The organism is Desulfonatronum sp. SC1 (genome assembly GCF_003046795.1).
Lineage (GTDB): Bacteria > Desulfobacterota > Desulfovibrionia > Desulfovibrionales > Desulfonatronaceae > Desulfonatronum.
The window spans coordinates 92,733-118,139 of record NZ_PZKN01000010.1; the positions used below are offsets into that span (position 1 = coordinate 92,733).

29 protein-coding genes are annotated in these 25,407 nt (G+C 59.4%); 9 read left to right on the plus strand and 20 right to left on the minus strand.

The window, feature by feature from the left end; all coding sequences use genetic code 11:
* Positions 1 to 52: 52 nt before the first annotated feature.
* The 7 genes from C6366_RS07490 to C6366_RS07520 all read left to right on the plus strand — a co-directional run bounded on the left by C6366_RS07490 (position 53) and on the right by C6366_RS07520 (position 4,431).
* Positions 53 to 484: a NifB/NifX family molybdenum-iron cluster-binding protein gene (locus tag C6366_RS07490; RefSeq protein WP_233248424.1), complete on the plus strand. Its 432-nt coding sequence runs from the start codon at positions 53 to 55 to the stop codon at positions 482 to 484.
* Positions 481 to 1,374, plus strand: a complete 894-nt coding sequence (locus C6366_RS07495; RefSeq protein ID WP_107736705.1) for an ATP-binding protein — start codon at positions 481 to 483, stop codon at positions 1,372 to 1,374. The genes C6366_RS07490 and C6366_RS07495 overlap by 4 nt, the downstream gene beginning before the upstream one ends.
* Entirely contained in the window at positions 1,367 to 2,254 is an 888-nt protein-coding gene (locus C6366_RS07500) for an ATP-binding protein (RefSeq protein WP_107736706.1), read from the plus strand. Before C6366_RS07495 ends, C6366_RS07500 begins: the two co-directional genes overlap by 8 nt.
* Before the next feature lie 70 nt (positions 2,255 to 2,324).
* Positions 2,325 to 2,708, plus strand: coding sequence for a NifB/NifX family molybdenum-iron cluster-binding protein (locus tag C6366_RS07505; protein ID WP_107736707.1), 384 nt, complete (start codon positions 2,325 to 2,327; stop codon positions 2,706 to 2,708).
* 138 nt (positions 2,709 to 2,846) lie between these two features.
* A complete protein-coding gene (locus C6366_RS07510; RefSeq protein WP_107736708.1) occupies positions 2,847 to 3,242 on the plus strand; it encodes a hypothetical protein in 396 nt (131 codons plus the stop codon).
* A gap of 27 nt (positions 3,243 to 3,269) precedes the next feature.
* Positions 3,270 to 3,515: an FmdB family zinc ribbon protein gene (locus C6366_RS20655; RefSeq protein WP_107736709.1), complete on the plus strand. Its 246-nt coding sequence runs from the start codon at positions 3,270 to 3,272 to the stop codon at positions 3,513 to 3,515.
* A gap of 58 nt (positions 3,516 to 3,573) precedes the next feature.
* The gene (locus C6366_RS07520) at positions 3,574 to 4,431 is read left to right on the plus strand and encodes an MBL fold metallo-hydrolase (RefSeq protein ID WP_107736710.1); all 858 of its coding nucleotides are present in this window, start codon (positions 3,574 to 3,576) and stop codon (positions 4,429 to 4,431) included.
* A gap of 131 nt (positions 4,432 to 4,562) precedes the next feature.
* On the opposite strand, the gene C6366_RS07525 is transcribed toward C6366_RS07520, so the two are convergent.
* From C6366_RS07525 to C6366_RS07610, 19 genes are all read right to left on the minus strand, one after another.
* Complete coding sequence (locus tag C6366_RS07525) at positions 4,563 to 5,426, minus strand: Mrp/NBP35 family ATP-binding protein (protein WP_107736737.1); 864 nt, start codon at positions 5,424 to 5,426, stop codon at positions 4,563 to 4,565.
* Positions 5,427 to 5,497: 71 nt separating this feature from the next.
* Positions 5,498 to 5,878 carry a DUF5320 domain-containing protein gene (locus C6366_RS19250; RefSeq protein ID WP_158269687.1) on the minus strand — a complete coding sequence of 127 codons (381 nt, stop codon included), beginning with the start codon at positions 5,876 to 5,878 and terminating at the stop codon, positions 5,498 to 5,500.
* 320 nt (positions 5,879 to 6,198) lie between these two features.
* A complete protein-coding gene (locus C6366_RS07535) occupies positions 6,199 to 8,163 on the minus strand; it encodes a response regulator (RefSeq protein ID WP_107736712.1) in 1,965 nt (654 codons plus the stop codon).
* Between the two features lie 343 nt (positions 8,164 to 8,506).
* A complete protein-coding gene (gene divK, locus C6366_RS07540; protein ID WP_107736713.1) occupies positions 8,507 to 8,860 on the minus strand; it encodes a DVU0259 family response regulator domain-containing protein in 354 nt (117 codons plus the stop codon).
* A gap of 168 nt (positions 8,861 to 9,028) precedes the next feature.
* Positions 9,029 to 9,928: a universal stress protein gene (locus C6366_RS07545; RefSeq protein ID WP_107736714.1), complete on the minus strand. Its 900-nt coding sequence runs from the start codon at positions 9,926 to 9,928 to the stop codon at positions 9,029 to 9,031.
* A gap of 44 nt (positions 9,929 to 9,972) precedes the next feature.
* Complete coding sequence (gene hmcF, locus C6366_RS07550; protein WP_107736715.1) at positions 9,973 to 11,379, minus strand: sulfate respiration complex iron-sulfur protein HmcF; 1,407 nt, start codon at positions 11,377 to 11,379, stop codon at positions 9,973 to 9,975.
* 39 nt (positions 11,380 to 11,418) lie between these two features.
* Complete coding sequence (hmcE, locus tag C6366_RS07555; RefSeq protein WP_107736716.1) at positions 11,419 to 12,096, minus strand: sulfate respiration complex protein HmcE; 678 nt, start codon at positions 12,094 to 12,096, stop codon at positions 11,419 to 11,421.
* 148 nt (positions 12,097 to 12,244) lie between these two features.
* Positions 12,245 to 12,421: a sulfate respiration complex protein HmcD gene (gene hmcD, locus C6366_RS20010; RefSeq protein ID WP_199221459.1), complete on the minus strand. Its 177-nt coding sequence runs from the start codon at positions 12,419 to 12,421 to the stop codon at positions 12,245 to 12,247.
* Between the two features lie 20 nt (positions 12,422 to 12,441).
* A complete protein-coding gene (gene hmcC / locus C6366_RS07560; protein WP_107736717.1) occupies positions 12,442 to 13,614 on the minus strand; it encodes a sulfate respiration complex protein HmcC in 1,173 nt (390 codons plus the stop codon).
* Positions 13,611 to 14,705, minus strand: coding sequence for a sulfate respiration complex iron-sulfur protein HmcB (gene hmcB / locus C6366_RS07565; RefSeq protein WP_107736718.1), 1,095 nt, complete (start codon positions 14,703 to 14,705; stop codon positions 13,611 to 13,613). The genes hmcC and hmcB overlap by 4 nt, the downstream gene beginning before the upstream one ends.
* 23 nt (positions 14,706 to 14,728) lie before the next feature.
* A complete protein-coding gene (gene hmcA / locus C6366_RS07570) occupies positions 14,729 to 16,486 on the minus strand; it encodes a sulfate respiration complex hexadecaheme cytochrome HmcA (protein WP_107736719.1) in 1,758 nt (585 codons plus the stop codon).
* Between the two features lie 618 nt (positions 16,487 to 17,104).
* Positions 17,105 to 17,587 carry a SoxR reducing system RseC family protein gene (locus tag C6366_RS07575; protein ID WP_158269688.1) on the minus strand — a complete coding sequence of 161 codons (483 nt, stop codon included), beginning with the start codon at positions 17,585 to 17,587 and terminating at the stop codon, positions 17,105 to 17,107.
* Positions 17,577 to 19,055: a tRNA uridine-5-carboxymethylaminomethyl(34) synthesis GTPase MnmE gene (gene mnmE, locus C6366_RS07580; protein WP_107736721.1), complete on the minus strand. Its 1,479-nt coding sequence runs from the start codon at positions 19,053 to 19,055 to the stop codon at positions 17,577 to 17,579. Before mnmE ends, C6366_RS07575 begins: the two co-directional genes overlap by 11 nt.
* Positions 19,052 to 19,738, minus strand: a complete 687-nt coding sequence (gene jag, locus C6366_RS07585; protein WP_107736738.1) for an RNA-binding cell elongation regulator Jag/EloR — start codon at positions 19,736 to 19,738, stop codon at positions 19,052 to 19,054. Before jag ends, mnmE begins: the two co-directional genes overlap by 4 nt.
* 74 nt (positions 19,739 to 19,812) lie before the next feature.
* Positions 19,813 to 21,510, minus strand: coding sequence for a membrane protein insertase YidC (gene yidC, locus C6366_RS07590; protein WP_107736722.1), 1,698 nt, complete (start codon positions 21,508 to 21,510; stop codon positions 19,813 to 19,815).
* 3 nt (positions 21,511 to 21,513) lie between these two features.
* The gene (yidD, locus tag C6366_RS07595; RefSeq protein ID WP_306460424.1) at positions 21,514 to 21,864 is read right to left on the minus strand and encodes a membrane protein insertion efficiency factor YidD; all 351 of its coding nucleotides are present in this window, start codon (positions 21,862 to 21,864) and stop codon (positions 21,514 to 21,516) included.
* A gap of 1 nt (position 21,865) precedes the next feature.
* Complete coding sequence (rnpA, locus tag C6366_RS20660) at positions 21,866 to 22,228, minus strand: ribonuclease P protein component (RefSeq protein WP_107736739.1); 363 nt, start codon at positions 22,226 to 22,228, stop codon at positions 21,866 to 21,868.
* Between the two features lie 20 nt (positions 22,229 to 22,248).
* Entirely contained in the window at positions 22,249 to 22,383 is a 135-nt protein-coding gene (rpmH, locus tag C6366_RS07605; RefSeq protein WP_028572398.1) for a 50S ribosomal protein L34, read from the minus strand.
* A gap of 290 nt (positions 22,384 to 22,673) precedes the next feature.
* The gene (locus C6366_RS07610; RefSeq protein ID WP_107736724.1) at positions 22,674 to 23,747 is read right to left on the minus strand and encodes an elongator complex protein 3; all 1,074 of its coding nucleotides are present in this window, start codon (positions 23,745 to 23,747) and stop codon (positions 22,674 to 22,676) included.
* Between the two features lie 227 nt (positions 23,748 to 23,974).
* On the opposite strand from C6366_RS07610, the gene C6366_RS07615 reads away from it, so the two are divergent.
* Entirely contained in the window at positions 23,975 to 24,391 is a 417-nt protein-coding gene (locus C6366_RS07615; RefSeq protein ID WP_107736725.1) for an HIT family protein, read from the plus strand.
* Between the two features lie 117 nt (positions 24,392 to 24,508).
* Positions 24,509 to 24,799, plus strand: a complete 291-nt coding sequence (locus tag C6366_RS07620; RefSeq protein WP_107736726.1) for an integration host factor subunit alpha — start codon at positions 24,509 to 24,511, stop codon at positions 24,797 to 24,799.
* On the opposite strand, the gene C6366_RS07625 is transcribed toward C6366_RS07620, so the two are convergent.
* Positions 24,786 to 25,407: septal ring lytic transglycosylase RlpA family protein (locus tag C6366_RS07625; protein ID WP_107736740.1), on the minus strand; the 622-nt coding region annotated here is incomplete at its 5' end. The genes C6366_RS07620 and C6366_RS07625 overlap by 14 nt on opposite strands.

Below are 25,407 nucleotides of genomic sequence, written 5' to 3' on the forward strand. Positions count from 1 at the left end.
TGACTGTCCAGCAGGGCGAGGACGGCGACGAACAACTAGAAGGAGTTCGAAAATGCAGATGAAACGCATTGCGGTTTCCAGTGAAGGCCCTCTCCTGGACGACATGGTGGATCCACGGTTCGGCAGGGCGGCGGGCTTCGTCGTCGTGGAGCAAGTCGGAAACGCTTCAAGCTACATTGACAATGGCGCATCCCAGGTCATGGCCCAAGGCGCGGGGATCCAGGCGGCGCAAAATCTAGCCAATGCCGGGGTGGAAGTGGTGATCAGCGGGTTTGTCGGCCCGAAGGCTTTTCAAGCTCTTTCCGCCGCGGGAATCCAGGTCATCCAAAATGTGGAGGGCGTGACCGTGGGGCAGGCCGTGGAACGGTTCAAGCGTGGCGAACTGACCGTGGCCGATGCGCCCAACTCCCAGGCGCATGGTGGAGCAGGTCGAGGGAGTGGGCAAGGGAGCGGTCAAGGACGCAGCCAGGGAGCGCGGCGGTGATCTTCGCTGTTGCCAGCGGCAAGGGGGGGACGGGGAAAACCACGGTCACCGCCTCCCTGGCCGCCATTTGGGAGGGACCGCTGACTCTCGTGGATCTGGACGTGGAAGAGCCCAATCTGCATCTGTTCCTGAAGCCCGAGGTGGCACGGGAGACCGCGGCCATGCTGGAGGTTCCGGTCCACGATTCGGAAAAGTGCACCCTGTGCGGGGAGTGCGCCACGTTTTGCCAATACAAGGCCTTGGCAATCATGGGCAAAACCATGTTGTTCTATCCGGAAATGTGCCACGGTTGCGGCGGGTGTCTGAAAATCTGTCCCGAGAGTGCTCTCAGTCCGGGCGGACGGGAGCTGGGACAGATCGTCGAGGGCCAAACGGAGTTCGGACGTTTTGTGATGGGCCGGTTGCGGGTGGGTGAAGCCATGAGTCCGCCACTGATGCAGCAGGTCAAGCAGCGGGTAAAGGAGCAAACGAGTCATGCTGGGATGCCTAATGGCGTACTGGGCGATGTGCTGATTGACGCCCCTCCGGGGGTGAGTTGTCCGGCGATGCACGCCGTGATGGACGCGGACGCGATCCTGCTGGTCACCGAGCCCACGCCTTTCGGGCTGTATGATTTTCGTCTGGCCGTAGAAGCCTTTTCCGGGCTGAAAAAACCCATGGGTGCGGTGATCAACCGGGTCGGCATCGGGGACCAAGGCGTGGACGACTACTGTCGGGCCACCGGCATTCCAATCTGGGCCCACATTCCCAATAGCATCCTCGCGGCCAAAGCCTATTCGCGGGGGGAGATCGTCGCCAGAGAGCTGCCGGAACTGAAAATGATTTTTCAGGAGTTGAAAGAGCGGATGCGGGCCGCCGTCACCGTGTCCCGGGAGGTGGAACGTGCGTGAGATCGTGGTGATCAGTGGCAAGGGCGGCACGGGCAAGACCAGCATCACGGCAGCGTTCGCGCATTTGGCTGAAAGCGTCATTGTCTGCGACCTGGATGTGGATGCGCCGGACCTGCACATGCTGTTGGCCCCGGTTGTCGAGGAAGAGCATGCGTTTCGCTCCGGGCACGAAGCGGTGATCAATCAAGAGCGGTGCACGAAATGCGGCGTGTGCGCGGAACTCTGCCGTTTTGGGGCCGTGCGCGAAGACCAGGGGAAGTATGTCGTTGACTCGTTGCGGTGCGAGGGCTGCAAGGTCTGTGTCCATTTCTGTCCGGATCAGGCCGTGGATTTCGTGGAAAAGCATTGTGGGCAGTGGTTTTCTTCAACCATGCGTTTCGGGCCGATGATCCATGCACAGTTGTTTCCAGGGGAAGAAAACTCCGGACGGCTCGTGGCCCTGCTCAAGAAAGAAGCCCGCCAGCGCGCCAAAAAACAAGGACTGTCCCTGATCTTGTGCGACGGAACGCCGGGTATAGGGTGCCCGGTCATCAGCTCGCTTTCCGGGGCGAACCTGGCGGTGGTGATCACCGAGCCGACCCCCTCCGGACGTCACGACCTGGAGCGCGTGGCCGACCTATGCCACCATTTCCGCATCCCCGTGGCCGTAATCGTGAACAAGTTTGACCTGAATCTCGATAACAGCCGGGAGATCGGCGTGTACTGCCGCGAGCAGGGGCATGGCCTGTTGGGCATGCTGCCCTACGATGAGCAGATGACCAAGGCCATGATTCTGGGCAAGTGCATCACGGAAATGCCGGCCTCTCACTTTGGCGACGAATTGCGCGGGATATGGGAGAAGATTGTCGCCTATCCCGTTGGGCCGTTGCGTCTCGCTTAACTGTTGCAACGCAACGCGTATTGGTTTCTTAAATTGCTAACTGCTTCGATGAAATAAAGGAGATGACACCATGGACACGTTGATTATCGCCGTCCCGTCCGAAACCCCCGGCGGTCTGGATGCCGCCGTCGGGATGCATTTCGGCCATTGCGATCTGTACACCATCGTGGAAGCCAAAAACGGGGAGATCGTGGACGTGCGAACACTGCCCAACGTCCCCCACCAGCAAGGCGGCTGCATGGCCCCGGTCAATCACTTGGCCCGCAACGGCGTCAAGGTGCTCATTGCCGGGGGCATGGGGCTGCGGCCGTTGATGGGGTTTCAGCAGGCTGGAGTACGGGTCGTGCATGGTGGCGGCTTGCCTTCCGTGGGCCACGCCGTGCAAGCCTTTCTGACGGATTCCCTGCCGACCTTCAGCACCGAGAATACGTGCGGCGGGGGAGCACAGCACTAACCGATCTTCCTCATTGCCACGCAGATAATCCGACGTTTCTCTGTGCCGCTCTTCGCACGAAAAGCGTCGGATCATCTTTTCCATGAGGTACTATTGAATCGCCCTGTCGCGAAGTATCGGGGTCAAGGGAGGAGACGCATGCAGATACTGATAGCCACCAATCGTTCAGAGGAATTATTCGCTCGTTTTTGCGACGCGTTGCGACAAGAGGTGGAAAATGTGGAGTTACTGTTCACCCACAACTGGACCAACGTCCTGGCCGCGGTGAAGGTCATGCCGCCGGGATTCCTGATCCTGGACCAAGGCCTGCCCGAAGGCGAGACTTTGGATCTGGTGCGTAAATTGATGTCGGTGAACGTGGCGGTGAATTGTATCGTGATCACCGATCTGGACGACGAATCCTTTCACGAAGCTGGAGAAGGCCTGGGGATTTTCGCTCCACTGCCCGTGGAACCCAGCTTTGAGGACGGAGAGGCCTTGGCTCGACGTATAAAACGGTTTATAGGAGGCGCGGGCGTACCTGCCTTTTCATGATCCTGAACCCTAAACCCGAGAGTTTCCATGCCCATTCACGAATATACCTGCGCTTCTTGCGGGAAGATGTACGAGGCCATCCAGATAGGGAGCCGGCCACAACCGGGATGTCCGTTCTGCGGGGCGGAAGAGGCGACAAAAGTGCTTTCCGTCCCTGCCTCTGGCGTTGGTTCCGTCCGACAGGCCGTTCCTGGTCCGAAAGATCACGGATGCTGCGGGGAGCGGCCCGGCCAGAAGGGCTGTACGCCTGGTTCCTGCTGCGGCAGAAGCTGATCACTCCTCATCGAGCGAACCGCTGGAGCCGATTCAGGCTGAAAAGGGTTGAAAAGGCATGCGCGTCACTGTCCTTGTGGACAATAACACTCTGACGGACCGCTATCTCCTGGGTGAGCCGGGCTTGAGCATTCTGCTGGAGCACGAGGGGCGGCGGACCCTGCTGGATACCGGATACTCGGACGTCTTTTTGCGCAACGCCGCTAAGTTGGGTCAGGATCTGCTGCATTTGGACAGGGTGGTGTTGTCTCACGGTCACCTGGATCATTCCTGGGGCCTGACCGAACTGGTCCGCTTACGCACCGAGGCGGCAATCATGCGGCGCACTGTCCCGGAGACCGAATTGCTGGCCCATCCATTGGCCCTGCATGGCAAATACCGCGATCATCTTCCGGAAATTGGATCATTAATGGATGTCGAGCGCCTCGGATGTCACTTTCACCTGAATCTGCGCAGCCGCCCCATGCAGCTGGGTGGGGGACTCGTCTACCTGGGCGAGATCCCGCGACGGTTTGCTTTTGAACTTGTCGAGTCGAAAGAGAGGATGCACAGGACGCACGACGGACCGCAACCGGATGTCCTCTTGGACGATACGGCCCTGGCGTTTCGTTCCGCCAAGGGCTTGGTGCTGATCACGGGCTGCTCGCACAGTGGTATTTGCAATATCGCGGCCCAGGCAATGGCCTTGACCGGCGTGGATCGGGTCGTGGACATCATCGGCGGGTTGCACCTGCTTGGCGCCTCACGAGAGCGTCTGGAAGAGACAACGAATTACTTGGCCAACGTCGGACTCGAGGCCCTGCATGCCTGCCATTGCACGGACCTGGAGGCCAAGATCGCCCTGGCCGGACGGCTTCCTGTTCGGGAAACGGGCAGCGGGTTGATTCTGGAATATCCCGGGGAGGACGCGGCTTGAGTCGGCGCTTAGGTTCAGGGCGTTGCCGTTTCGGGCTTTTTAAGCGTCTGTATAGTTGCGAAAGGCGCTTAAAAAACCCAGGCCGCCCAATGCGGCCTGGGTTCAAGCGAGGGAGGCGGAACAATTTTTGGTTAATTCTCAGCCAGCCGGCTCTCCGAGATCGCCAGAATCGGCTTGATTATGTGATGTAAAGCCTGGGCCGTGGGGCCTTCCTGGTGGATGCGCAGGAAGGCGAAGCCTTCGTCTCCGGAGCGAACCACTTCCGGATCCAGGGGAATCCTGCCCAGAAACGGAACGCCCATCTCCTCGGCAAGAGCCTGTCCTCCTCCGCTGCCGAAAATATCATCCACATGACCGCAGTGGCCGCAGACATGGCCGCTCATGTTTTCCACGATGCCCAGAACCGGGTTGCCCACCTCGGAGCAAAAGGTCACGGACCTCCGGACATCATCCACGGCCACTTCCTGGGGGGTGGTTATGATCAGGGCCTTGGCCGACGGTCCCAGCAGCTGGAGCACGGACAAGGGCTCGTCCCCGGTCCCCGGCGGGCAGTCCACGACCAGGAAATCCAGGTCGCCCCAGGTCACGTCGCGCAGAAACTGCTTGATCATCCCCATCTTTACCGGACCACGCCAGATCACGGGTTCCCGGTTGTTTGGCAGCAAAAAGCCCAGTGACATGACCCACAAATTCGGACCGGCATTGATGGGCTCCAGACGTCCGGCGTCAATATGCGGGTGCTTTCCGCTCAGGCTGAGCAGTCTGGGAACGCTGGGACCGTGGACGTCCACATCCAGCAGACCGGTCTTCATTCCGGCCATGGCCAGAGCCTGAGCCAGATTTACGGCCACGGTGCTCTTGCCCACGCCGCCCTTTCCGGAAAGAACGACGATTTTGTTTTTGATCCGGGCAAGGCTGGCCAGGAGAGCTTTTTCTTCCTCGCTCTGCCCGGCGCAATCCTTGTCCGAACACGTCTCGCAATCATGGTCGCTCATGATGCGCATACTCCTGAATCTGATGGTTGGAGGGTGCGGGTAATCGGATACTGTCCAACATTTTTCGATGGCTATGACAGGTTCCAGCAACGATGTATCCGCAGGCGTCGTTGCCTGAGGCGGTTGCCGGGCATGGGTTTTGGGGTTGTCGACGCACCGGGCTCGCCAGATCCGGTAGGAACGGATGCCGACGCCTGAGCGGTGCTTCCGTCTTGCTGGTTGCGCGAGCCACTTTGGCTCCAATCTCGACCTTGACCTTTGCCTTGACCTCGTCCCATCCCCTGGCCGCCTTGACCGCGGCAACCGCCACGGCCTCGCCCTTGACCTTGACCCTGTGGGCAATTCCCATTGCCCAAGCCACTTATCGCGCCCTGTCCGGTGGGTCCGGTTCCATCACCTTTTGGCATGACAACCTCCTGTGTGCTGTTCCTTGATTGGGGTCTGTTGACCATGTAAAGGCTTAAACACAATCTGTGCCAAACGAAGAGGTGTAATTATTTTATGTGGATAGCGCGAAAAGATGGCAGGGTGATCGCAAACTGGGCTTGTAATGCGTCTTGGGGTGGATAATAGGCTATTTTTACGCCCTTGGAGCCCGCTATCAGAGTGGAGTTGTGGTAGCAGCACTATTCAAAGACTGATGCAACGGCATATGGCCACCGAGGTCCATGAAGACGGACCCATCGTCCATAGCTCCCGGATTTATTCTCTTGAAATGAAAGGGTGGAGCGAGGGGACGGAAGGCAATGAGATCGTCCCCTCGAAAAAACTATTATGCGCCGGACTCTTTCAGCTCGGGCGATCGCCGACTTGGACAAATCGCCGGTTGTTTCCGAGGCAGGGTGATGGTGAAGGTGCTGCCGTTGCCGGGTTCGGACTCCACGGCTATGGAGCCGCCGTGTTTTTCGATGGTCTGGTTGGAGATGAACAGACCCAGGCCGGTGCCCTTGCTGCCCTTGGAAGAGAAGAAGAGAGTGAAGATTTTGTCGCGGGTTTCCTTGTCCATGCCCTGGCCCTGGTCCTTGACCGTGATGACGACGTGGTCCGGGGTTCCCGAGGCTGAAAACTCGACCTGGCGTTGTTCGTCCGCAACTCCCTCGCAGGCATCCACCGCGTTTTCCAAAAAATTGACCAGGGCCGCGGAAAGGGCGGCGGCGTCGATCTCAAAGGAGCCGAGGTTCTCTTCGGCATGAAAGGAGAATTGGACGTCGGCTTTGTCCGATCGCGGGCGAATCAGTCCGGCCGTGTCGGCCAGGAATTTTGCCGCGTCGAGGTCCTGGACATCGAGGTCCCGGGACTTGGCGTAGTAGAGGATGTCCAGCACCAGCTTGCGGACCTTGCCGATGATGTTCTTCAGGGTGTTCATGGCGTCCGCGACCTGGTCGGGCTGATCGTTCTTCAGTCCGGATTCCAGGCGGTACATGCCGCCGTCCAAAGCCGTGAGCAATCCCTTGACCCCGTGGGACATGGAGCCAAGCATGATGCCCAGGGAGGTCAGGTGGTCCTGGAGACGTCGAATTTCGGTGATATCGGTGTACATTTCGATGACTTGGTGAATGTCACCATGAGCGTTGCGAATGGGCGAGGAAATCGCCAGCACGTTGAGCTGCTCGCCGTCCTTGGTGGTGACCACGGTTTCCATCTGATGCGACTCACCGTCCTGGAGCGTTTGCTGCATCAGGCAGTCCGCACAGGGTGCTTCCCGGCCCTTCTTCTCCCGATAGCACCTCAGCCCCTCGGCCTCGTTGAACTTCTCCTTGAAGCGGCGGTTGGTCTCCGCGACGGTGAAGTCCGGGTTTTGCACCGTAATATAGCAGGGGACCTCATCGAAAAGGCGCTGGTATTTGCGCTGGGTGGCCAACAGTTCATCCCGGAGGCGGCTGAGTTCCGTCATGTCCACGGCGATGCTCAGAACCAGTCCGACCTCCCCACCTTTGTCCAGGATCGGCGAGGTATGCGCCGTGACCGGGATCGGCGTTCCGTCCTTTCCGGCCAGGGTCGCTTTGAGGCGTTGACCGTTTCCCGACAGAAAGGTCGCCTGGACGGGACATTCGGAATCGGCGGAGGCCTCCTGGGCGTACATCTGGGGCGTGTTCATGCCGTTGCAATCGCCGATGCGCTCTCTGAACAGACTGTTGCAGGCGACGACCCGCAGGTCCTTGTTGTGCAGGGATACGAGGCAGGGCAGTTCGTTGAAGAGTCCGGTTCGGTTTTCCACCTCGGTGGTGATTCCGGATAAAAAATCACTGAATTTTTCCACCATTTGTCCGGCGGCGGTCTGGCGTTCCAGCTTGACAATGTGCTGGGTTTTTTCTTCCACGAGGCGTTCGAGGTTCTCCGTGTAGTTCCGTAGCTGGCGTTTCATGACGATCTTCTCCCGAACGCGGTTCAGGGAGATTTCCAGCACGTCGTCGTTGATGGGCTTGGTGATGAAGTCCGCGGCTTCGTGTTTCAGAGCCTCGATGGCCAGTTCCAGATCACCATGGCCGGTGATGATCACCACCTCCACGTCAGGATAGTCTTTCTTGAGCCGCCGCATCAGCTCGATCCCGTCCATGACCGGCATCTTGATGTCGGTGAGCACGATGGAGGGCTGGAAGTCTTGGAAGACTTGCAGCGCGACGCTTCCATTCTCTGCGGTCTTGACCTCGTACCCCATGTCTTCCAGGGTCAGTCCCAGAAACCGTCTGATTCCCTCTTCGTCGTCGACGAGCAGTAATTTATTGTCCGTGATCATGTTTGCTCCAAATCAAGGTGAAGGCGTAAAACGGGCCATGCAGAATATCCCGAGCCAAGAGGGCGGCTTTGTGCCGATCATGCCGAACCTTTCGTTTCCGAATCAGTCATGCCCTCGCAGACGGGTATCCAGAATCGGAATGAGGCCACACACGGAATGTGCTGAACAGCTCCAGTGGTGGAAGAAAAAGGAGTAAAAGGGACGGGCGGAAAAGGCAATCCACGCATGGCGAAAAAACACCCCGTGGATGATGGGAGGGCGATATCGGAAAGCGATGAAAATGAGGACGTCCGCCCTTGCTCCGCGGATGGAACAAGGGCGGACGATTATTCGAGGGACTGACTCAGCCGATGGTCTGCTTGACGATCTTCAACAGTTCGTCGCGGTCAAAAGGCTTGGTCAGGCTGGCGACGGCCTTTTGGATCGCATACTGGTTTGACGGCAGGCCGCTGATCACGATGATCGGGATTTTCTTCAGTTCCGGGTTCTGGGTCAGTTTGCGGTAAAAGCGTGGACCCCATTCATTGGGCATTTCCAGGTCAAGGGTGATCAGGTCCGGTTTTTCCTTGGCCACGATGTCGTGGGCCTCGGAGCCGTCGTTGGCTTCCACGGTTTCATAGCCGTTGTCCTTGAACAACTGGGTCAGGTACGAGGTGATTTCCTTGTCGTCGTCGACGACCATGATTTTCTTCGCCACTGTACACCTCCTGGTGAGATTCGGAAGGAACTTCCAATCCTTGAGGTTGCCGAAATCAACGAGAGCCTGGCATACATGCAAAGGTATTTCGTCTCGCATGCGATGCCCTACAATTCCACCGCCCGGGTTCGGAGACATCGGGCGGTGGACGCAATGCTCGCAATACTTCTAGACCTTGTCCGGCCTGTTTACGCTGACCACCGGGCAGTTGGCCCGAAGGATCACCTGTTCCAGGGTCGAACCCATGCTGGCCAGTTCCGGATCCAACTCTGTGGTGTTGTGGGCCAGGACAATCAGGTCGGCCATGCGTTCTCGGGCGATCTTGACGATTTCCACGTAGGGATTGCCTTCCCAGACGTCGACTTCAAAATTCTTGAAATCGCCCATCTTGGGGCCGTACACGTCCCGCAGGCGTTTGCGAAGCGTGATCAGTTTGTCCTCTATATCGCTCTGGGCCAAGACCTTGCTGGTGATGTCCAGGGCGTGAAACAGGGTCATTTCACAATCGTACTCCTTGGCCATGGAAAGGGCGTACTTGAAGGCGCTTTCCGACTGCTTCGAGAAGTCCGTGGCAAAGACGATATGGGAGAAGCCGCCCATATACGATGCGGATTCGCGGTGCACGGTCATCACCGGGCACTTGGCGGCCTTGGCCACGCGTTGCAGGGTGCTACCGGGGTAGCCCTTGGAATAGATGGAACTGGAGTCGCCGGAATGCGCGCCCATGATGATCATGTCCGCATCTTCGCTGCGGGCCGCCCGGAGGATTTCCCTGTGTGGCAGGCCTGTTGCCAGAAGGATACGCGAGCTTTTGCATTCCTCAAGCTGCTTGGCGTAGGTGTTTTTCAGTTCTTCCTCGACCCAGGCCATGTAGTCGTCGTCGACCTCCACGGCCTCCTGGGAGCGCACGTCGCTGACCTCCTGATAGGAAAAGCCCTTCTTGGGCACGCCGGCGACGTGAAAGAGCAGCAGTTCCGCATCGTACCGTTTGGCCATCTCAAAGGCCACCCGCGCGGCCCCAAAACTTGCCGGAGAGCCTGTGGTCGCCAAAAGAATCTTCTTCTTCATGAGTTACCTCGTATGTGCTGACTGTTGGTGCGACAAGGCAGAATTTATTCCTCTTCGCCTTCCTCATCCTGGGGCTTGAGGTGATCCGGGACGATCATCATTTTGATCACCAACGGCTTGAGGAAGGACCAGCGCAGGCCCATGGGATATTCTTCTTCCAGGTCGCGGATGGCGTCCCAGCAATTGTGGCAGGGGGCGACTACGAGCTTGCACCCTGTGGCTAAAATCTGCTCCCTCTTTTTAAGCAGAGCAATGTTTCGCTGGGGGCGATACTTCCCGATGCCGTTGAATCCGCCGCCGCCGCCGCAGCAGTAGTTGTACTCCTTGTTTGGGGCCATTTCCACGAAATATCCCGGCTCCACGATATAGCTCATGATTTCCCGGGTGATGTTCTTCAGACCCTGGTTGCGGACATAGTTGCAGGAATCCTGCAGGGTGACCGGTTCCTTGATCCGTTTGGTCGGGTCGATCTTGATCCGGCCGGTGCGCAGCATCTCGGCCAGCCATTCCACGTAGTGGATGTACGGCCTGGGCGGCTGGCCGTCTTCCCGACCGGCCCAGTAGGGCCCTTCGATGACCGTGGCCCGGTGGGCGTGGCCGCATTCCGTGCCCACCACCCGTTTGGGACGTAGCCTCTCGATGGCGTCATAGACATGCAGAACTTGTTGCTTGCACCCTTCCCAGTCGCCGGCGAACAGAGTCAGTGAGGTCTGCTCCCAGCCTTCGGAGGGCATGGTCCAATTCTCGCCGGCCACGTGGAACAGGATGGCCGCCTCGGCGATGTCTTCCGGGTAGTGCTTGGCTTCGCGGGCATTGATGGTGTACATGATGTCCGCGTCTTCCTTGTCCATGGGAATTTCCAGACCGGGCCACTCCTCGGAGTTCTCGTCGGCCATCCATTCGCAGGTGTCAACCCAGTCTTCGGTGGTCACGTCCATCTGGGCCTTGTAAACCCGGTGCATCCCGGAGCCGATCTTCAATTCCCAGGGCACGAACCCCTGGGAGAAGAGCAGGCCGCGCAGGTAGGAGAACATCACGCCCATGTCGATGCCGTGGGGGCAGAACTGGCCGCAGCGGTTGCAGCAGGTACACCAGCTCCAGGCGATGTCCATGCACTTGCGCATGAAGGCGTTGTCCACTTTCCCCTTGCGCTTGACGAGTTCACCCAGCGTGGCGTGGATCTTGTAGGACGGTACCTGCTCCGGAACCCTGTCGTTGACCTGGTACAGGAAGCAGCTTTCCGCGCACAGTCCGCATTTGGCGCAGATGTTCAGCCACGTTTTCAGGCGCGACTTCATGGTGTTTTGGATCGTGGACCAGAGCTTGTCCGTGTCCACGTCCAGTTGTTCCATTTCCGCGTAGTATTGCTTGCCGCTCTTGTCCCCGAGCGTTAGCTTGAGCTGCTCGTCGGTGACAATGGGCTGCTTGTTGCAAAGAATTCCTTCGGGCATTGTATTCTCCCTCTCGTTGAGCTTGTATTTCCCAGACGCCTACCAGGTCATCTGGGTGCCTTTCATCCCGCCACGCTTGATGCCGTAGTCCATGCCCAGTTGCGCGCGGGACAGGAAGAAGAGAACCACGTGGTTCAGCTTGGTGAAGACCAGGCTGAGCAGCCAGACGTGGCCGGTAATGATGTGGATGAGCAGCCAGAAGTCGTAGTTGCCCACGTTGTACCTGGCGATCAGGCCGGTCAGGAAAGGTGACACGGCGATGACGATCAGCATGTAGTCGTAGGCCGAGGTGAGGATTCTGACCTCGGGATAGGCGATCCGGCGTAGGACCAGGAATATCCCGCCGATCACCACGACCCAGGACAGAAAGTCGGCCAACCCGGAGGAAATCCCGGGCAAGCGAATGCCCCAGCTGTCCTTGAGCATGATGTTGTGCGCCTCGAGAAAGATCGGCGTGAACAGCAAGCCGATGTGAAAGCTGAAAAAGAGCAGGGTGAACAGCGGCTTGGCCCGCCAGCCGTGGGAGCCCCAGGGCAAAATCCAGAAAAAGATGGATCTGGCGGCCCCTTTCAGGCCGTGCTGCATGTTAGGCCGATAGCCCACACGGTCCAGTCGCCAGTCCAGGCCGCGGATGTACGTCACCACATGGTACGTCAATCCAACGACCACGACCAGGAACGTGATCCAGACCATGGGTCCAGTCAAGAAATTATACATATGCGTCTCCTCGAGCATCACTTATGTTGTTGCAAACCGGACGGTATTTCGTCCGTCGATCCAGAGGGTTGGGATCATGAGCAATCGGGCACGTTTCGCGGGTATCCGGCACGTACAGTCCGTACCGGATACCCGCTCGACCGCTTCGCTAATGCCCATGGCCATTGTCATGTCCCTCGCCGGTCCGGTGAGGGTTGTCGATGGGTTTCTTTTCACCCATCAAGAACTGCCACCAGAGTACGGCACCGACCAGTATCCCGCCCATGAGCAGGTAGGTCATGGTCTTGGTATGCATGAAAAACTCGTGCATCGAGTTGAATTCCATTGGTATAGCCTCCCTTATGCTCAGTGTTGGCCTTTGTAATTAGGGTGCTCGAAAAAGACGGGCATCCTGGTGGAGACGAATCGGAACACGACTACGCCCACGGTGACGATGAACACGGAGATGATGATTTCCATGATGTGGGGGAAGTACTTGTCCTCGGAGGGCAGGTGGTAGTTGAACGCGACCAGGGAAACGTTGAACCGGTTCAGAACGATGCCCAGAACGGTCAGAATCGCCGTCCACTTGATCAGGGCGAAGTTCTTGTCCCGCGCGCCCACGGCGTATAGGAAGGCCGGCAGGGCCACGAAGCAGAGCATTTCCACCAGGAACCACGCGCCGAACCCGCTGGCCAGGTAGCTCCAATTGTTGTCATAGGTCAGGCCGATCATCTTCAAGGCAAAGTAGCCGAACAGCACCCAGGAACAGCCCTTGGCAAAGCCGAGGACCACGTCGTCGTGGTTCCTGTTGTATTCGCTGTCCATCATCCGGTGCAGGTACTTGTGCGACAAGGAGCCCTCAAAGATGACCATGGACAACCCGGCCGCGATGCTGGAGACGAAGAAGAAAACCGGAAGATAGGCCGAGTACCACAAGGGGTGCAGCTTGGACGGGGCAATGGTGTACAGCGCGCCCAGCGAGGACTGATGCAGCGTGGAGAGAACCACGCCGAAGATGACCAGCACCAGGGTCATTTTGACCAGGACATCCCGCAGCTTCCGCCACCCGGCCCATTCGAACAGGGTGGGCAGGAACTCCATGAACAGGACGGTCAGGTACAGGAACACGCACAGGCCTACTTCGAAGAGCAGCGAGGTCGTGCCCTGCTGAACGAAGATCGGGTAGGGCAGTCGCCAAGGGCGACCGACGTCGTAGTGCAGGGCCAGGACCACGAGGGCGTAGCCCAGGAAGGCGGTCAGGACCGCGGGGCGAACCGCGGAATGGAATTTCTTGAAGCCGAAGACGTAGCAGGCCGCGGCTGTGGTGTAGCCGCCGGCCGCCAGGGCGACGCCGCAGAGCAGGTCGAAGCTGATCCAGATGCCCCAGGGGTAGTTGTCATCCAGGTTGGTTACGGCCCCGAGCCCGCTGGAGAAGCGGATCACGGTGACGATCAAGCCCGCGATGATGATCAGGCCGGTCACTATATTGAATGGCGTCAAATACGACTTGAAGTCGTCATTGGTCACGGTGCTCATTTGCCCTCCTCCTCGTCCGTTGCGCTCGCTTCAGCCGCTTTGAGTTCTTCTTCCTTCTTGGCCAGAGCTTCCTTGACGGCCTTTTTCACTTCGTTATCCACGCGGCGGTTGGCGGACTCTTCCGCCTTGGCCAGAGACGCGTCCAAGTTTTCCTTGGCCTCGGCCTTGGCTTTGGCCAGGGCGGCGGACACGGCCTGCTGCTGCTCCTGGGCCGCGATTTTTTCCTTGCGCTTGTTGATGGCGTAAATCCCACCAAGCAATACGGGCCAGACGCCCACCACCACGGGGACCGCGGCCAGTGCGCCGGCGGTGAGTTCCGGAGCCGACTTGGTGCCCAGATCCTCGCGCAGACCAACCTGGGAGAAGGGGGTGCCGGAAATGTACAACCAGCTGGTGCCGCCCATTTCATGCTCGCCGTAGATCTGCTCCACGTAGCGGCCCGGAAAGGCGGCGAAGCGGCGGCGGGCCAGATTGAGCAGTTCGTTGCGGGGACCGTAAATCATGGCCTCCATGGGACATTCCTGCACGCAGCCGGGCAGGCGCAGTTCGCCGGAGCGCATCTGCGGGCCGCACAGCGTGCACTTCATCACTCTGGGGGTGAAGGCCTTGTGGTATTCGTAGGTTGGAATTTCAAAGGGGCAGGCGATCATGCAGTATCGGCAGCCCACGCAGACGGTGTCGTCGTAATCCACGGCACTGTCGGGTTTCTTCTGGAACGCGCTGACGAAGCACGAGGAGGCGCAGGCCGGTTCCAGGCAGTGGTTGCATTGGTTTTTACGGTATACGGGGCCGCTGGGGGTTTCGAACTTGTTGACCACGGTGAAGGTGGCCGAGTCCGTGCGCCGACGGGTGGTCAAGATTTCCAGGTTGTCGAAGGGCACTTCAGGCTCAGGAAGACTGTTGACCTTGTTGCAGGCCAATTCGCACTTGCGGCAGCCGATGCACCGCGTCCCGTCGAACAGCACGCCTGGAGTGGTGTGATAGCCTCTGAAGTCCTTGGCCGCGGCCCGGGCGGTGGCCGGTACGACGGCCGGAGCCGCCAGCCCGGCCCCGGCCGCGCCCATCAATCCGAGGAATGATCTGCGTTTCATATGTTGGTTCTCCTTACGAGCTGTCAGTTCTCTTTCTGTTTGTGGCAAGAGGTGCAGTCCGTGGCCGCGGGCTTTTCCAGGCCCATCTCCGCGTGGCAGGACATGCACTGGATGTGGTAGGCGGCCAAAAGACCCGGTCGGCCAAGGCGCCCTTCCTGTGAGCGCTGGTCATGGCAGGATTGGCAGCTCGGCGGGGTCTTGGAGAGAGGGCTGTTGTGGTGGCAGCCCTGGCACATGGTCACCGGAGTCGCGTGGAAGGAGGTGGCCAGGGAGTCGTCCTTCATCTTCTCCATCATGCTCATGACGATCTTGCGGTGGGGCAGTTCCGCAGGCTGGTACTCATCGGCCAGAACGTCGATCTTGACCACGTCGGGAATGTCTTCTTCGGCGATCAGCAAGGCTTCCTTGGGACGCAGGTCGATGAGCCGTTGGGCCAGGGCGGCGCGGCCTTCCTTGTCCTCGGGAACGATCACCGGCTCTCCGGCGGGCTGTCTGCCGTCGGTCTGGGCCGGAATGAGCATCTCGGTGTAGTCCGCGTAATCCGTCGTCTGATGCCCGTCGGGACGCTGGGCGAGAATGTCCGGGTTGACGTGACACAAGGCGCAGCTGGAAGCCGGGGGCTCGGTTCCCTGGGGCATGGCGGCGTGGCAGCCGGCGCAGGAGGGATCCTGCTTCATTTCGTTGTGGCAGCCCACGCAGCTGGACTTACTGTCCGGGGCATGCATGGCCCGCTCCAGGGTGATGTAGCCGCCCTGCTCCGAACCTTGCAGAGTGTGACAGTCCGTACAGGAACTCTTCAGGGTCTCGTGGTGGCAATCTCGGCAAGCATCCGTGGCCTGTTCGTGCAGTTCGTGGTTGAAGGGTACGGGGTACATCAGGGTCGGCCGAGTGGCGTCCTCGGGCAACTCGGGCAGTTTGGCCGCCAGCAGCACGGCATCGGGCTGGTTGCGGGGCAGGCGAGGTAACACGCCGTCCATTTCTTCCAGCTTTTCGGCGAATTTGGCTTGCATTTCAAGGCGTTGCGGCCCGCCGTGACAGGAGGCGCAGTCCAAGGGACCGTTGCGCTCGGCCTGGGCTTCCTTGTTCTCCAGGTGGCAGGTTACGCACTGGCCGTGGAAAGCCTCGGAAAGGTTGGCCTTGACGGGTTCTTGGGGGTCGGCCGTGTGACAGGAGCGGCACCCTTCCTCGGCGAACTGGATGTAGACGAGTTCCTGCTTGTCCTCGTCATATTCGTGGTGACACTGTCCACAGTTGGTGTCCTTGCCTTCGTCCTTGGCGATCAGGTCCGAGTCCCAGTGGATATAGTGCAGCATGTTGTCCATGCCGCCGGAAACCCAAGCTTGGGTGTGGGGCGCTGGTTCAACATGGCACTTGCGGCATTCGCCGATCTGAGGGCCGGGATTGGCCATCCGCGCCTTGGCGTTTTCCGCGTGACAGGCTGTACAGTTGTCGTGATACAGGTCCTTCAACCGGTTCGCGGCGGGGTCCTCGAGGCGCATGTATTTGTAGGAGATCGTGCCGCTGTCGTCCTTGATGTGACAGGCCGCGCAGTCCTTGCCCTGTTCCGCCAGGACTTCGGTATGCGCATCGTGTAAAAATTGAACGGCTGGGGCCTGTTTCGTGGTCTGTTTGGCTATGGCCTGGATCATGATCAAATCGGCCCTGCCGGAATCCTTTCCGGAAGAGCTGATCATGCTCATCACGTCGGCCTGTAGAAAAAGCACGCAAACCAAAACGAACAGGCACCCGGACAAGCCCAGTACTAGTTTCCTGTATGCCATGAAAATCGCTCCCTTTTTCTCAATTTATCGAGCGGAGTTGCTTGCGGTGGTGAAAAAAAACGCCTTTGCCGGATGACGAGTACTCTATGATTTTTACTTATGTTCACTGTTTCACATGTACGCTCCTTTGACATGAACAACGTCGCTCCTCGAACCGGAATCAGCGGAACGAGGTTCTGAACCCCTTGGGCCGAAAAAGACAAAAACCCCTCCGGGTTTGAGGGGATTTCGACAGTAAAGATCACGCACCGGCCCCCCGGCCTCCCCGTATTCTTCGCGTTATCATCGCGTTCCATGTGAACCGTCCGCGTGAAGGCCGGACGGCTTGCGGGTGAACTTGGGGGAGGCTTCCGGATACCTGAAAAACCTCTCTGAAAGGCGGGTTTTTAAGTAGGACTTGCTAGATGAGCCGGGGCGTGTTGTCAAGGCGTGGGCGCTGTTTGTGAAAAAGAGAGCGTAAGACTTCAGTGTCTATATGTATGATTTTCTTTATCAATTACAGGTAGCTTCCAAAGCCACCCCTGGTTGGAACTCCGTTGCAACGGGTGACTAGGTGAGGCCTTCGGGTGCGGGGGCAAGGGCAGGGCATGTATCCCCCGAGGTGGGCTGGGGATTAGGTCATGGAAGGGAATCCTTGGGATCGGAAAGGATCTCGACGGCCTGAGGAGAGTGTTCAGGGCCGGCAAACCTGGAACTCGCGGTCAACCGGGCTCCGGCGACTCCAAATGCCAATCCGGCCGCGGCCCCGATCAGGGCGTTGAGATCCTCGGAGGGAAACGGCGTGATCCAATACGCGCCGAGAGCACCGCACAGCATGCCCAGCAAGGGAATGCCGAACAGCACGGCGGGAGCGGCCACGGCGGCTCGGGACGAGTCCACGATCCGGACATGCCGGCCGACTTCGGCATCGACGGTATTCACGACCGTCAGGATGCGCGTTGGGGGGGAGTGGTCCCGGACCTGAGGAGTTGAGCAGGAGCAGGCGGCGCATTGCCGGGATTCACGGATCTGAACCCGGGCCATCCGGCCTTGTCGGGAGAGGACGATCCCGGTGCGCCCCGCGCAGGGGCGCACCGTTTCGGGGGCAGCGTCATTTTCCAATGCAGAATTTGCTGAAGATGGATTCCAAGACATCCGTCGATGTTATTTCTCCGGTTATTTCAGCGAGGATGACGCTGACGGACTCCAGACGAACCCCGAGCAGGTCATAGGGCAGATCCGCATGGATGTCGGCGCGCAGAAGCGTCAGTTCCTGGTCCGCCCGTTCCAAGGCCAGCGACTGGCGCAGGTTTGGAGTCAGGGTGTCCGGACGGGGCGTCGGGGCTTTGCTCGTGAGCATGGAGCGCATGGCGTTCTGCAACGCGTCCAGACCCTGACCGGTCTTGGCCGAGAGGTGAACCACGGCATAGCCGAGCCGGGCCAAGGCGACGACGGGTTCAGGAGCAGCCGGGGGAAGGTCGGCCTTGTTGGCCACGACCAGGGTTTTGGAGACGGGGAAGATTTCAAGGATCGATTTGGGTTCCGGTAATTCTTGATTCAGGTCGGCTGCCGGTTGCCTCGCCGAAGGCGTTTCCGGAGGGAATGCGGCCTGGAAGGTCGCAGCAAGCCCCTCGCCCTGGGTTGCGTTGTCCATCACCAGAAGGATCACGTCCGCCCTCTCCTGGAGTTCTCGAGCCAGGGACAAGCCGGCCCGTTCCACGGCGTCGGCGTCCTGACGTACGCCGGCGGTGTCCACCAGCCGAACCTCGAGCCCCTGGAGAAAAAGGCGTTCCTCAAGATAGTCACGGGTCGTTCCGGGGGTGGCGCTGACAATGGCCCGCTCCCGACCCAGAAGCAGGTTGAGCAGGCTGGATTTGCCCGCATTCACGGCCCCGGAAAGAACGCATAGTGCCCCATCGTTCCAGATGCGGTTGCGGCGGGAGTTGTCCAGGACGGCGCGGATTTGATCTCGGATGCGCTCCACGGCGCGTAAAAAATCTTCCGGCGCGAGACATTCCAGATCCTCTTCCGGAAAATCCACCGCGAGACACAGTTGGGCCCGGAGTTCCTCCAGGGTGGATCGCAGGTCGTGGAGCCAGGAGCTCAGGGCTCCGGAAAGCTTGGTTTGAGCCAGGAGAGAAGCCGATGGAGACGTGGCGGCGATGATTTCGGCCACGGCTTCGGCCTGGGTCAGGTCCATGCGGCCGTTGAGAAAGGCGCGTTGCGTGAACTCGCCCGGACCGGCGGGAAGGACTCCCTGGGCCAGGATGGACTCCAGGACGGCTTGCAGAACCACCGGGGCCCCATGGCAGTGGATTTCCACCACGTCCTCCCCGGTAAACGATCCCGGGCCGGGCATGAAGGCTGCCAGAACCTCGTCCAGGATACGCCCGTCCTCGCCCAGGATGTGCCCGTGGTGCAGGTGATAGGGGCGAAAGTCGGTGAATTTCGGATGGAGCGATGTGAATCGGGCCAGGACGGCGACCTTGGCCCGCGGGCCGCTGACGCGGATGATGCCCACCGCGCCGTGGCCGAGAGGCGTGGCCACGGCGGCGATGGTGGAGATGGCTTCCTGGGCCGAAGCGGTCATGAATCTTGCTGTGGCAGGCTCTCGGCTTTGGCGTCGTCCTGGGAAGGAGGGGCCTTGGCAATGATCAGGACGCGTTTTAACGGCCCGTCGCCCTTGCTCTTGGTCTGGATGTCCATGACCGTCTGCAGGGCCATATGGACGATGCGGCGTTGATAGGAGGGGAGTGGCTTGGTGCTTTGCGGTGATTGCGTGGACTTGGCCTTTTCGGCCAGGGTCACGGCCAGGGCGCTGAGTTCCTGGTCCTGGCGCTCCCGGAACCCGTCGGCGTCGAGCATGATCCGCACGGCGCTGGGCCAGCGGCGGGCAACGATCCGGTTGACGACGTATTCCACCGCTCCGAGCACCTGTCCGTCGCGTCCCAGGAGTCGGTCCATGTCGTCGGAGGATTTTATGGTGGCCTTGATCAGATCGGACTGATGCTCAACCACGACCCGAGGGTTATCCACGATGGCGGCGGTGATCCGTTCCGTGACCGCGCGGATCATGGTTTCCAACTCTGACAGCCGGACTCGGGGTTGGGCCTTGATCCTGGCTTTTTTTACGCCCACCAGCCCGAAGATCCCGGCTGAACCGCCCTCCACTATCGTTATTTCCAATTCATCGCGGACACAAGAAAAAAACGAACAAGCCTCTTCGATGGCGTCATCGACACTTTTGCTTTGAAATTCCTTTGGCTCACTCATGTTGACGTTGGTCTCCTTCACCATCGGTGGACGGCCTGGCCGCGACCGATGGACGAACCGGCGACGGTTGGGGCCTACGACTTGGCTGGTTCGCGCATCACCCACCACTGTTGGGCGATGGAGAGGACGTTGTTCACCAGCCAGTAGAGGACCAAACCCGACGGGAAAGTTAAGAACAAAAAGGTGAAAATGATCGGTAAAAACAGCATGATCTTGGCCTGCATGGGGTCCCCCGGAGCGGGGGTCAGCTTTTGCTGCAGGAACATGGTCGCCCCCATGATGATCGGGGTGACGTAGTAGGGGTCACGGGCCGAAAGGTCGGCCAGCCAGATGATGTCCGTGAACGGAACATGGGTGATGAACGGGGCGTGGCGCAACTCGATGGCCCCCATCAGGGCCTGATACAGAGCGATGAACACCGGAATCTGCACGGCGATGGGGAGACAGCCTCCAAGGGGGTTGACTTTGTAAGTCTTATAGAGCTGCATCATCTCTTCGTTCATCTTCTGACGATCGTCTTTATGCTTCTCGCGCAGCTTGAGCATCATGGGTTGCAGCTTCTTCATCTGCTGCATGGACTTGTAGCTCTTCTGGGACAAGGGGAAGAAGATCAGCTTGATGACCAAGGTCAGCAGAATGATGGCCAGCCCATAGTTGTGGACGTACCCGTGGAAGAAGTTCAGCACTTGGATCAACGGGCTGGCGATGAGGTCGAACCAGCCGTAATGCAGGGCTTCGAGCAGGTTTCCGGGAGCGACCGAGAGAGCTTCCCGTTCCCGCGGGCCGAAGTAGTAGGTGGACCGAAACTGCATTTCCAGTTGGGAGTCCAGGAAAAAGTTTCTGGTTTCCATGACCAAGCGGTGCATGCCATCTTCAAGACGCGCCTTGAACACCGGGTCGGAAAAGCCGGGGATCACGGCGGCCAGAAAGTAATTGCTCTGGACCGCGCCCCAGCGGACCGCCGTGTCGGAACGGATGCCCGGCAGCAGGTTCTTGTCCTTGCGCTCCTTTTCCAGTCCACCGATGTCGTAATACATGACCTGGGTCGGGGTGTAGCGGTCCTGGATGGCGCTCAAGGGTTCGCTGGCCATGGTGAAGCCGAGGGTGGCGCCGATCTGGTTGGGTGAGTGGTTGCGGACCTGAAGATGTTCCTCGATCAGGTAGTTGTCTCCAGTGAAACTGAAGGTGCGGACCAGTTCCAGTTGTCCGAAGCGGCCGGTAAACGACAGGGAGCCGCGTTCACCACGGGTAAGGTCCAGGTTATGCCCTTCGACGGTCCACTCCCCCTGCATCCATGTGGGTTGGTCGTTCCAGAGCAAGCCGAGAGGCCGCTTGCGCGGGTCAGGAGAGTCGACCAAGTCTACGAAAGGGGCGTTCGACTCGATGGTTTGGCGGTACTGAAGTAGCTTGAAATGTTCCAGCACCCCGCCCTCGGAGTTGAAAACCGCTTCGAAAAGCGGGCTGCGAACCGTGATCCGCTGTCCGCGGGGCGTCGCCGAGCCGATAAATCCCAGGTCGAGCGGTGTTTCCGGTTGGACGTCTGGCCCTGCTTCCGGTTCTCCCTCCGTTTGGTCCCTGGGAGCGATGGGTTGAGGAGCCAGGGCCGGGTCGATGGGCTGGATTTCCGGGAGCGGTCGTGTTTCTGGTCGGGACTCAGCGGTGGAGGAGTCCGGTTGCGGAGTTGGTTGCTGAGGAGGAGAGAACATCCAGCTCCAAAGGACCAGAAACAACAAGGAAACGGTGATTGCCAGGAAAGCTCTTTTGTGATCCATGATTCAGGAATTGGGGGGGTTGAGGTTTGCGACGGCCGACGGGGATGGAACAGCGGCGGGCCTATATGCCGTGGACCGGGGTTCCGGAACCGGGTCCAGCCCGCCTGCACAAAAGGGCTGGCAGCGCAGCAAGCGCCATGCGCTGAGCATGGTTCCCTTCACAAGGCCGTGCGTTTCCAGCGCATGCTTGGCGTATTCCGAACACGAAGGAATGAAGCGGCAGCTGGGAGGGAGAAGAGGGGAAACGACGAGTTGATACCCTCGGATCAGCAGGATAAGCAAGTAGCGCATGGCGATGAACGTAAGGTCAAGGTTGGGGCGTGACCCAGAGGGACCGTCCAGGGCGGGGCTCATCTCACAGAGGAGAGCCAGCGGTTGTCGACCCGGAATCCCGACGAACCCTCTGCATGACGCCTCGGAAATCCTTCTGGATGTCGGCAAGCTTGAGTGGGCTGATATTGATGCCTCGTTTTACGACCACGACGACATCAACATTGTCCGGGAACAGGTCACGTCCAAGGCGGAAGGCTTCGCGAGTTAAGCGCTTGATGCGGTTGCGCCGGACCGCCGTGCCGATTTTGCGGCCCGCGGCGATGCCCAGGCGCGGCCCCCGAGCCGGGCAGGGCGCGGTATCTGGCAGAAAAAAAAGGAGGAAATACCGGGAATGGTATTTCCTGCCTTTGGTGTAACACTGCGTGAATTCCGCGCGTACCCTGATCTTGTCCGCGGGCCTGAGCGTTAAACGCCCAGCCGTTGGCGGCCTTTTGCGCGACGGCGGCGGATAATGGCTCGTCCGTTCTTCGTCTTCATGCGCGTCAGAAAACCGTGGGTGCGCTTGCGCCGGGTATTGCTCGGCTGATATGTCCGTTTCATGGTACTCTCCTTCGTCCTGCATGGGATGCAAATAAGTAGCTTTGGGCTGCGTCGTGATTAAAACGAGAAAGTTCGTGCCTTCCTTGAATCAAGGCCCGGTATCTCGCCGGTATCTCGCCAATATTTCGCCAGTATTTCAGAAGTTACGCCGAACCGGTATGTTCGGATGCCGAGGAATCTCATGCTTTCGTTCGGAATTACGACGCACGTCGTCAACTGTCGAATTCGATTCCTTACAAAGAGGCGTCCGTGGAGTCAAGGCGTTGGTCGACAAGCAGGAAAAAACGGGATCATTTCTGGAGGGCGCACGCGAGGGTCGTCACCAGAAAATACGGACGCTCCCAACTCCCGACGTTGGCCGGGGTCAGGCCCAAACGTCGCCATGTGCGGGCGTGCTCGCGTCCGTGGCCCCAGAATTCGGCGGCGAAGCGTCTCGGAATGTACATTTGTCGTGGGACTTCGGGCAGTGCGGTCATGGCTTGGGTGAGCCATGACCGCAGGGCGTGGGATTTGACCATGTGCCCCAAGGCCGGGTGCCAGGGGCCGGCCTGGATGGCTGGAGTCAGCGCTCCCTCCGGGGCAAGCCCGATTCGGATCACTGGTATGCCCTGTCTCCAGAAGGAATTCAGGGCCCGGCTAACGGCCCAGACCGTTATGGGCAAGGACCAGGTGCGATAGGAGCCCTCGCTGTGGGCTTGGCTGAGCGGGGTGCCGCGTAACACGAGGCAGGGGTAGATGCGCACGGTTTCTGGGGCCAGAGCGCGGGTTTGGTCGACGTCCCGAAACCATCCGGAAATGGTCGAACCCGGCAGGCCGGGCATCAGTTGGACGCCCAGCTCCAGGCCGGACTTGCGAACCGCGAGACAGGCCTTTACGGCGGTTTCTCCGTCGTAGCCTCGTCGGGATTGGCGCAGGACGTCCGGCTCGAAGCTTTGAATCCCCAGTTCCACCATGTCCAGGCCGATTCCGCGCAGCCAAAGCAGGTGCTTCGCATTGACGCAGTCCGGACGGGTGGAACAACGGATATGGGTGATGGTTCCATCTGCTCGATGCGACTGCGCGGTCTTCAGGAAGAGTTCTTGCCACTCCATGGGCAGGGCCGTGAATGTCCCTCCGTAAAAGGCAACGCCGCTATTTTTCGTGCCGGTTGTCGTCAGTTGTTGAAGGCTTTGGACCATATTGGCATGGATTGCTTTCAGCGCCGGTTCTCCAGCGGCGGTTTCAGCGCCGCTGGTCATGCCGGTCTGGAGGTGCTGAGCACAGTAAATGCAGCGGTACGGGCACCCGTGGTAGGGCAGGAAAACCGGGATGATCCGAAGACGTTTTCTGGCGGGTTCCGGGTGAAAAAGACGCAGCCGGTTCATGGTGTTGTCTAGGAGATGTTGCAAAGGGAGTTGAAAAAGTAAAAGGTCTCGGGTAGATCAGGACCAGCCTTCGGCCGCGCTCGGGTGGCCATTGAGTTTGATGAGGGGGGCGCAACGGAGTTCCTCGCGAGGCGGGGAGGCCCGACAGTCCTCGCAGGCCCCAGACTCGCGACCCCGGTCGACCCTGAAGCAGCTTGCCGCAAAACCCCCAAACCTGAGGGCCAAAAATGTCCACATGCATCTTTTGCGAGATTGTCCGGGGCGCGATTCCCTCGGCGACGATCCACACCACACCGAACACCATGGCCTTTCTGGATATTGCCCCGGTTCATCCAGGCCACGCTCTGGTCATACCCAAGGCGCACCACGCCACCCTGTGGGATCTGCCTCCGGATTTGGGCGACGAGTTGCTGGAGGCGATGCAGACGGTTGCCGGAGCGATCCGCGCGACTATGAACGCCGACGGTTTGAACGTGATGATGAACAACTACCGGGCCGCCGGACAACTGGTGGATCATGCCCACTTCCATTTGATCCCCCGGTATGAGGGCGACGGTTTGCAGCTTTGGCCGCAAGCGGCGTATCCCAGTCAGGAAGCGATGCAGTCCGTCGCTGAGTCCATTCGGGCTGCGTTGGCCAAGTAGCGTTGATCAGACAGTGTTGATCTTCAGCGCTGATTGGCAACGGCGACCAAGTAGACTCGGTCAAACTCGACTTTTCATTAACCCTGCAACCAAGATGAGAACCACCGGAGAGCAACCATGAGCAGAACACTGACCAAAGCGGAAATCGTGGACACCATTTACGACAAGGTGGATCGAAGCCGGGGCGAGGTGAAAAAAATGGTGGAGTCCCTGCTATCGATCATGAAGACCGCCGTGAAGCGGGATCATGCGTTGCTGATCAGCGGTTTCGGCAAGTTCGAGGCCTACCCGAAAAAGGCCCGCAAGGGACGCAACCCGCAGACCAGCGAAACCATCACCCTGGATCCGCGTAAGGTGGTAGTTTTTCGGCTTTCCAAGAAGTTTCGCGCCGAAATCAATCCGCAATAACGAATGCTCCCGGTGTCTGGCGGGCGATTTGGCTCCTGGCTGCTTCGGCATTATCCAGGTTGCTGAATTCGCCCACCTGAACCCGCCAGAAGGTCTGGCCGTCGATTTCGGCCTGGACCACTCTGCTACCCGAGTATCCCCTGCCGCGCATTTCCTGCATCAGGCGGGCGGCGTTTTCCCGCTGGGAGAACGACCCGACCTGCACGAAGAACCTGCCGGGAATTCCGCCCGGCCACCTTCCCAAAGCCTCCACCCGCACTCTGGCCAATCCCGGTCGAATCACATCCAGTTCCTGAGCCGCCTTGTAGGACAGGTCCACGATTCGGTTCCCGACAAAGGGACCGCGATCGTTGACCCGTAAGACCACCGACTTGCCGTTTTCCAGGTTGGTGACCCGAATCTTGGTTTGCATAGGCAAGATACGATGCGCCGCGGTCAGGTCGTACATGTTGTAGACCTCGCCGCTGGCGGTGCGCTTGGCGTGAAACTGCGGCCCGTACCAGGAGGCGACGCCCTCTTCCGAAAACCCGTCCGCCGAGGTCAGGGGGTGATAGGTCTGGCCGAGCACGGTGTAGGGTCTGGCCGTGGGTGGAGCTGGGGCCTGAGGC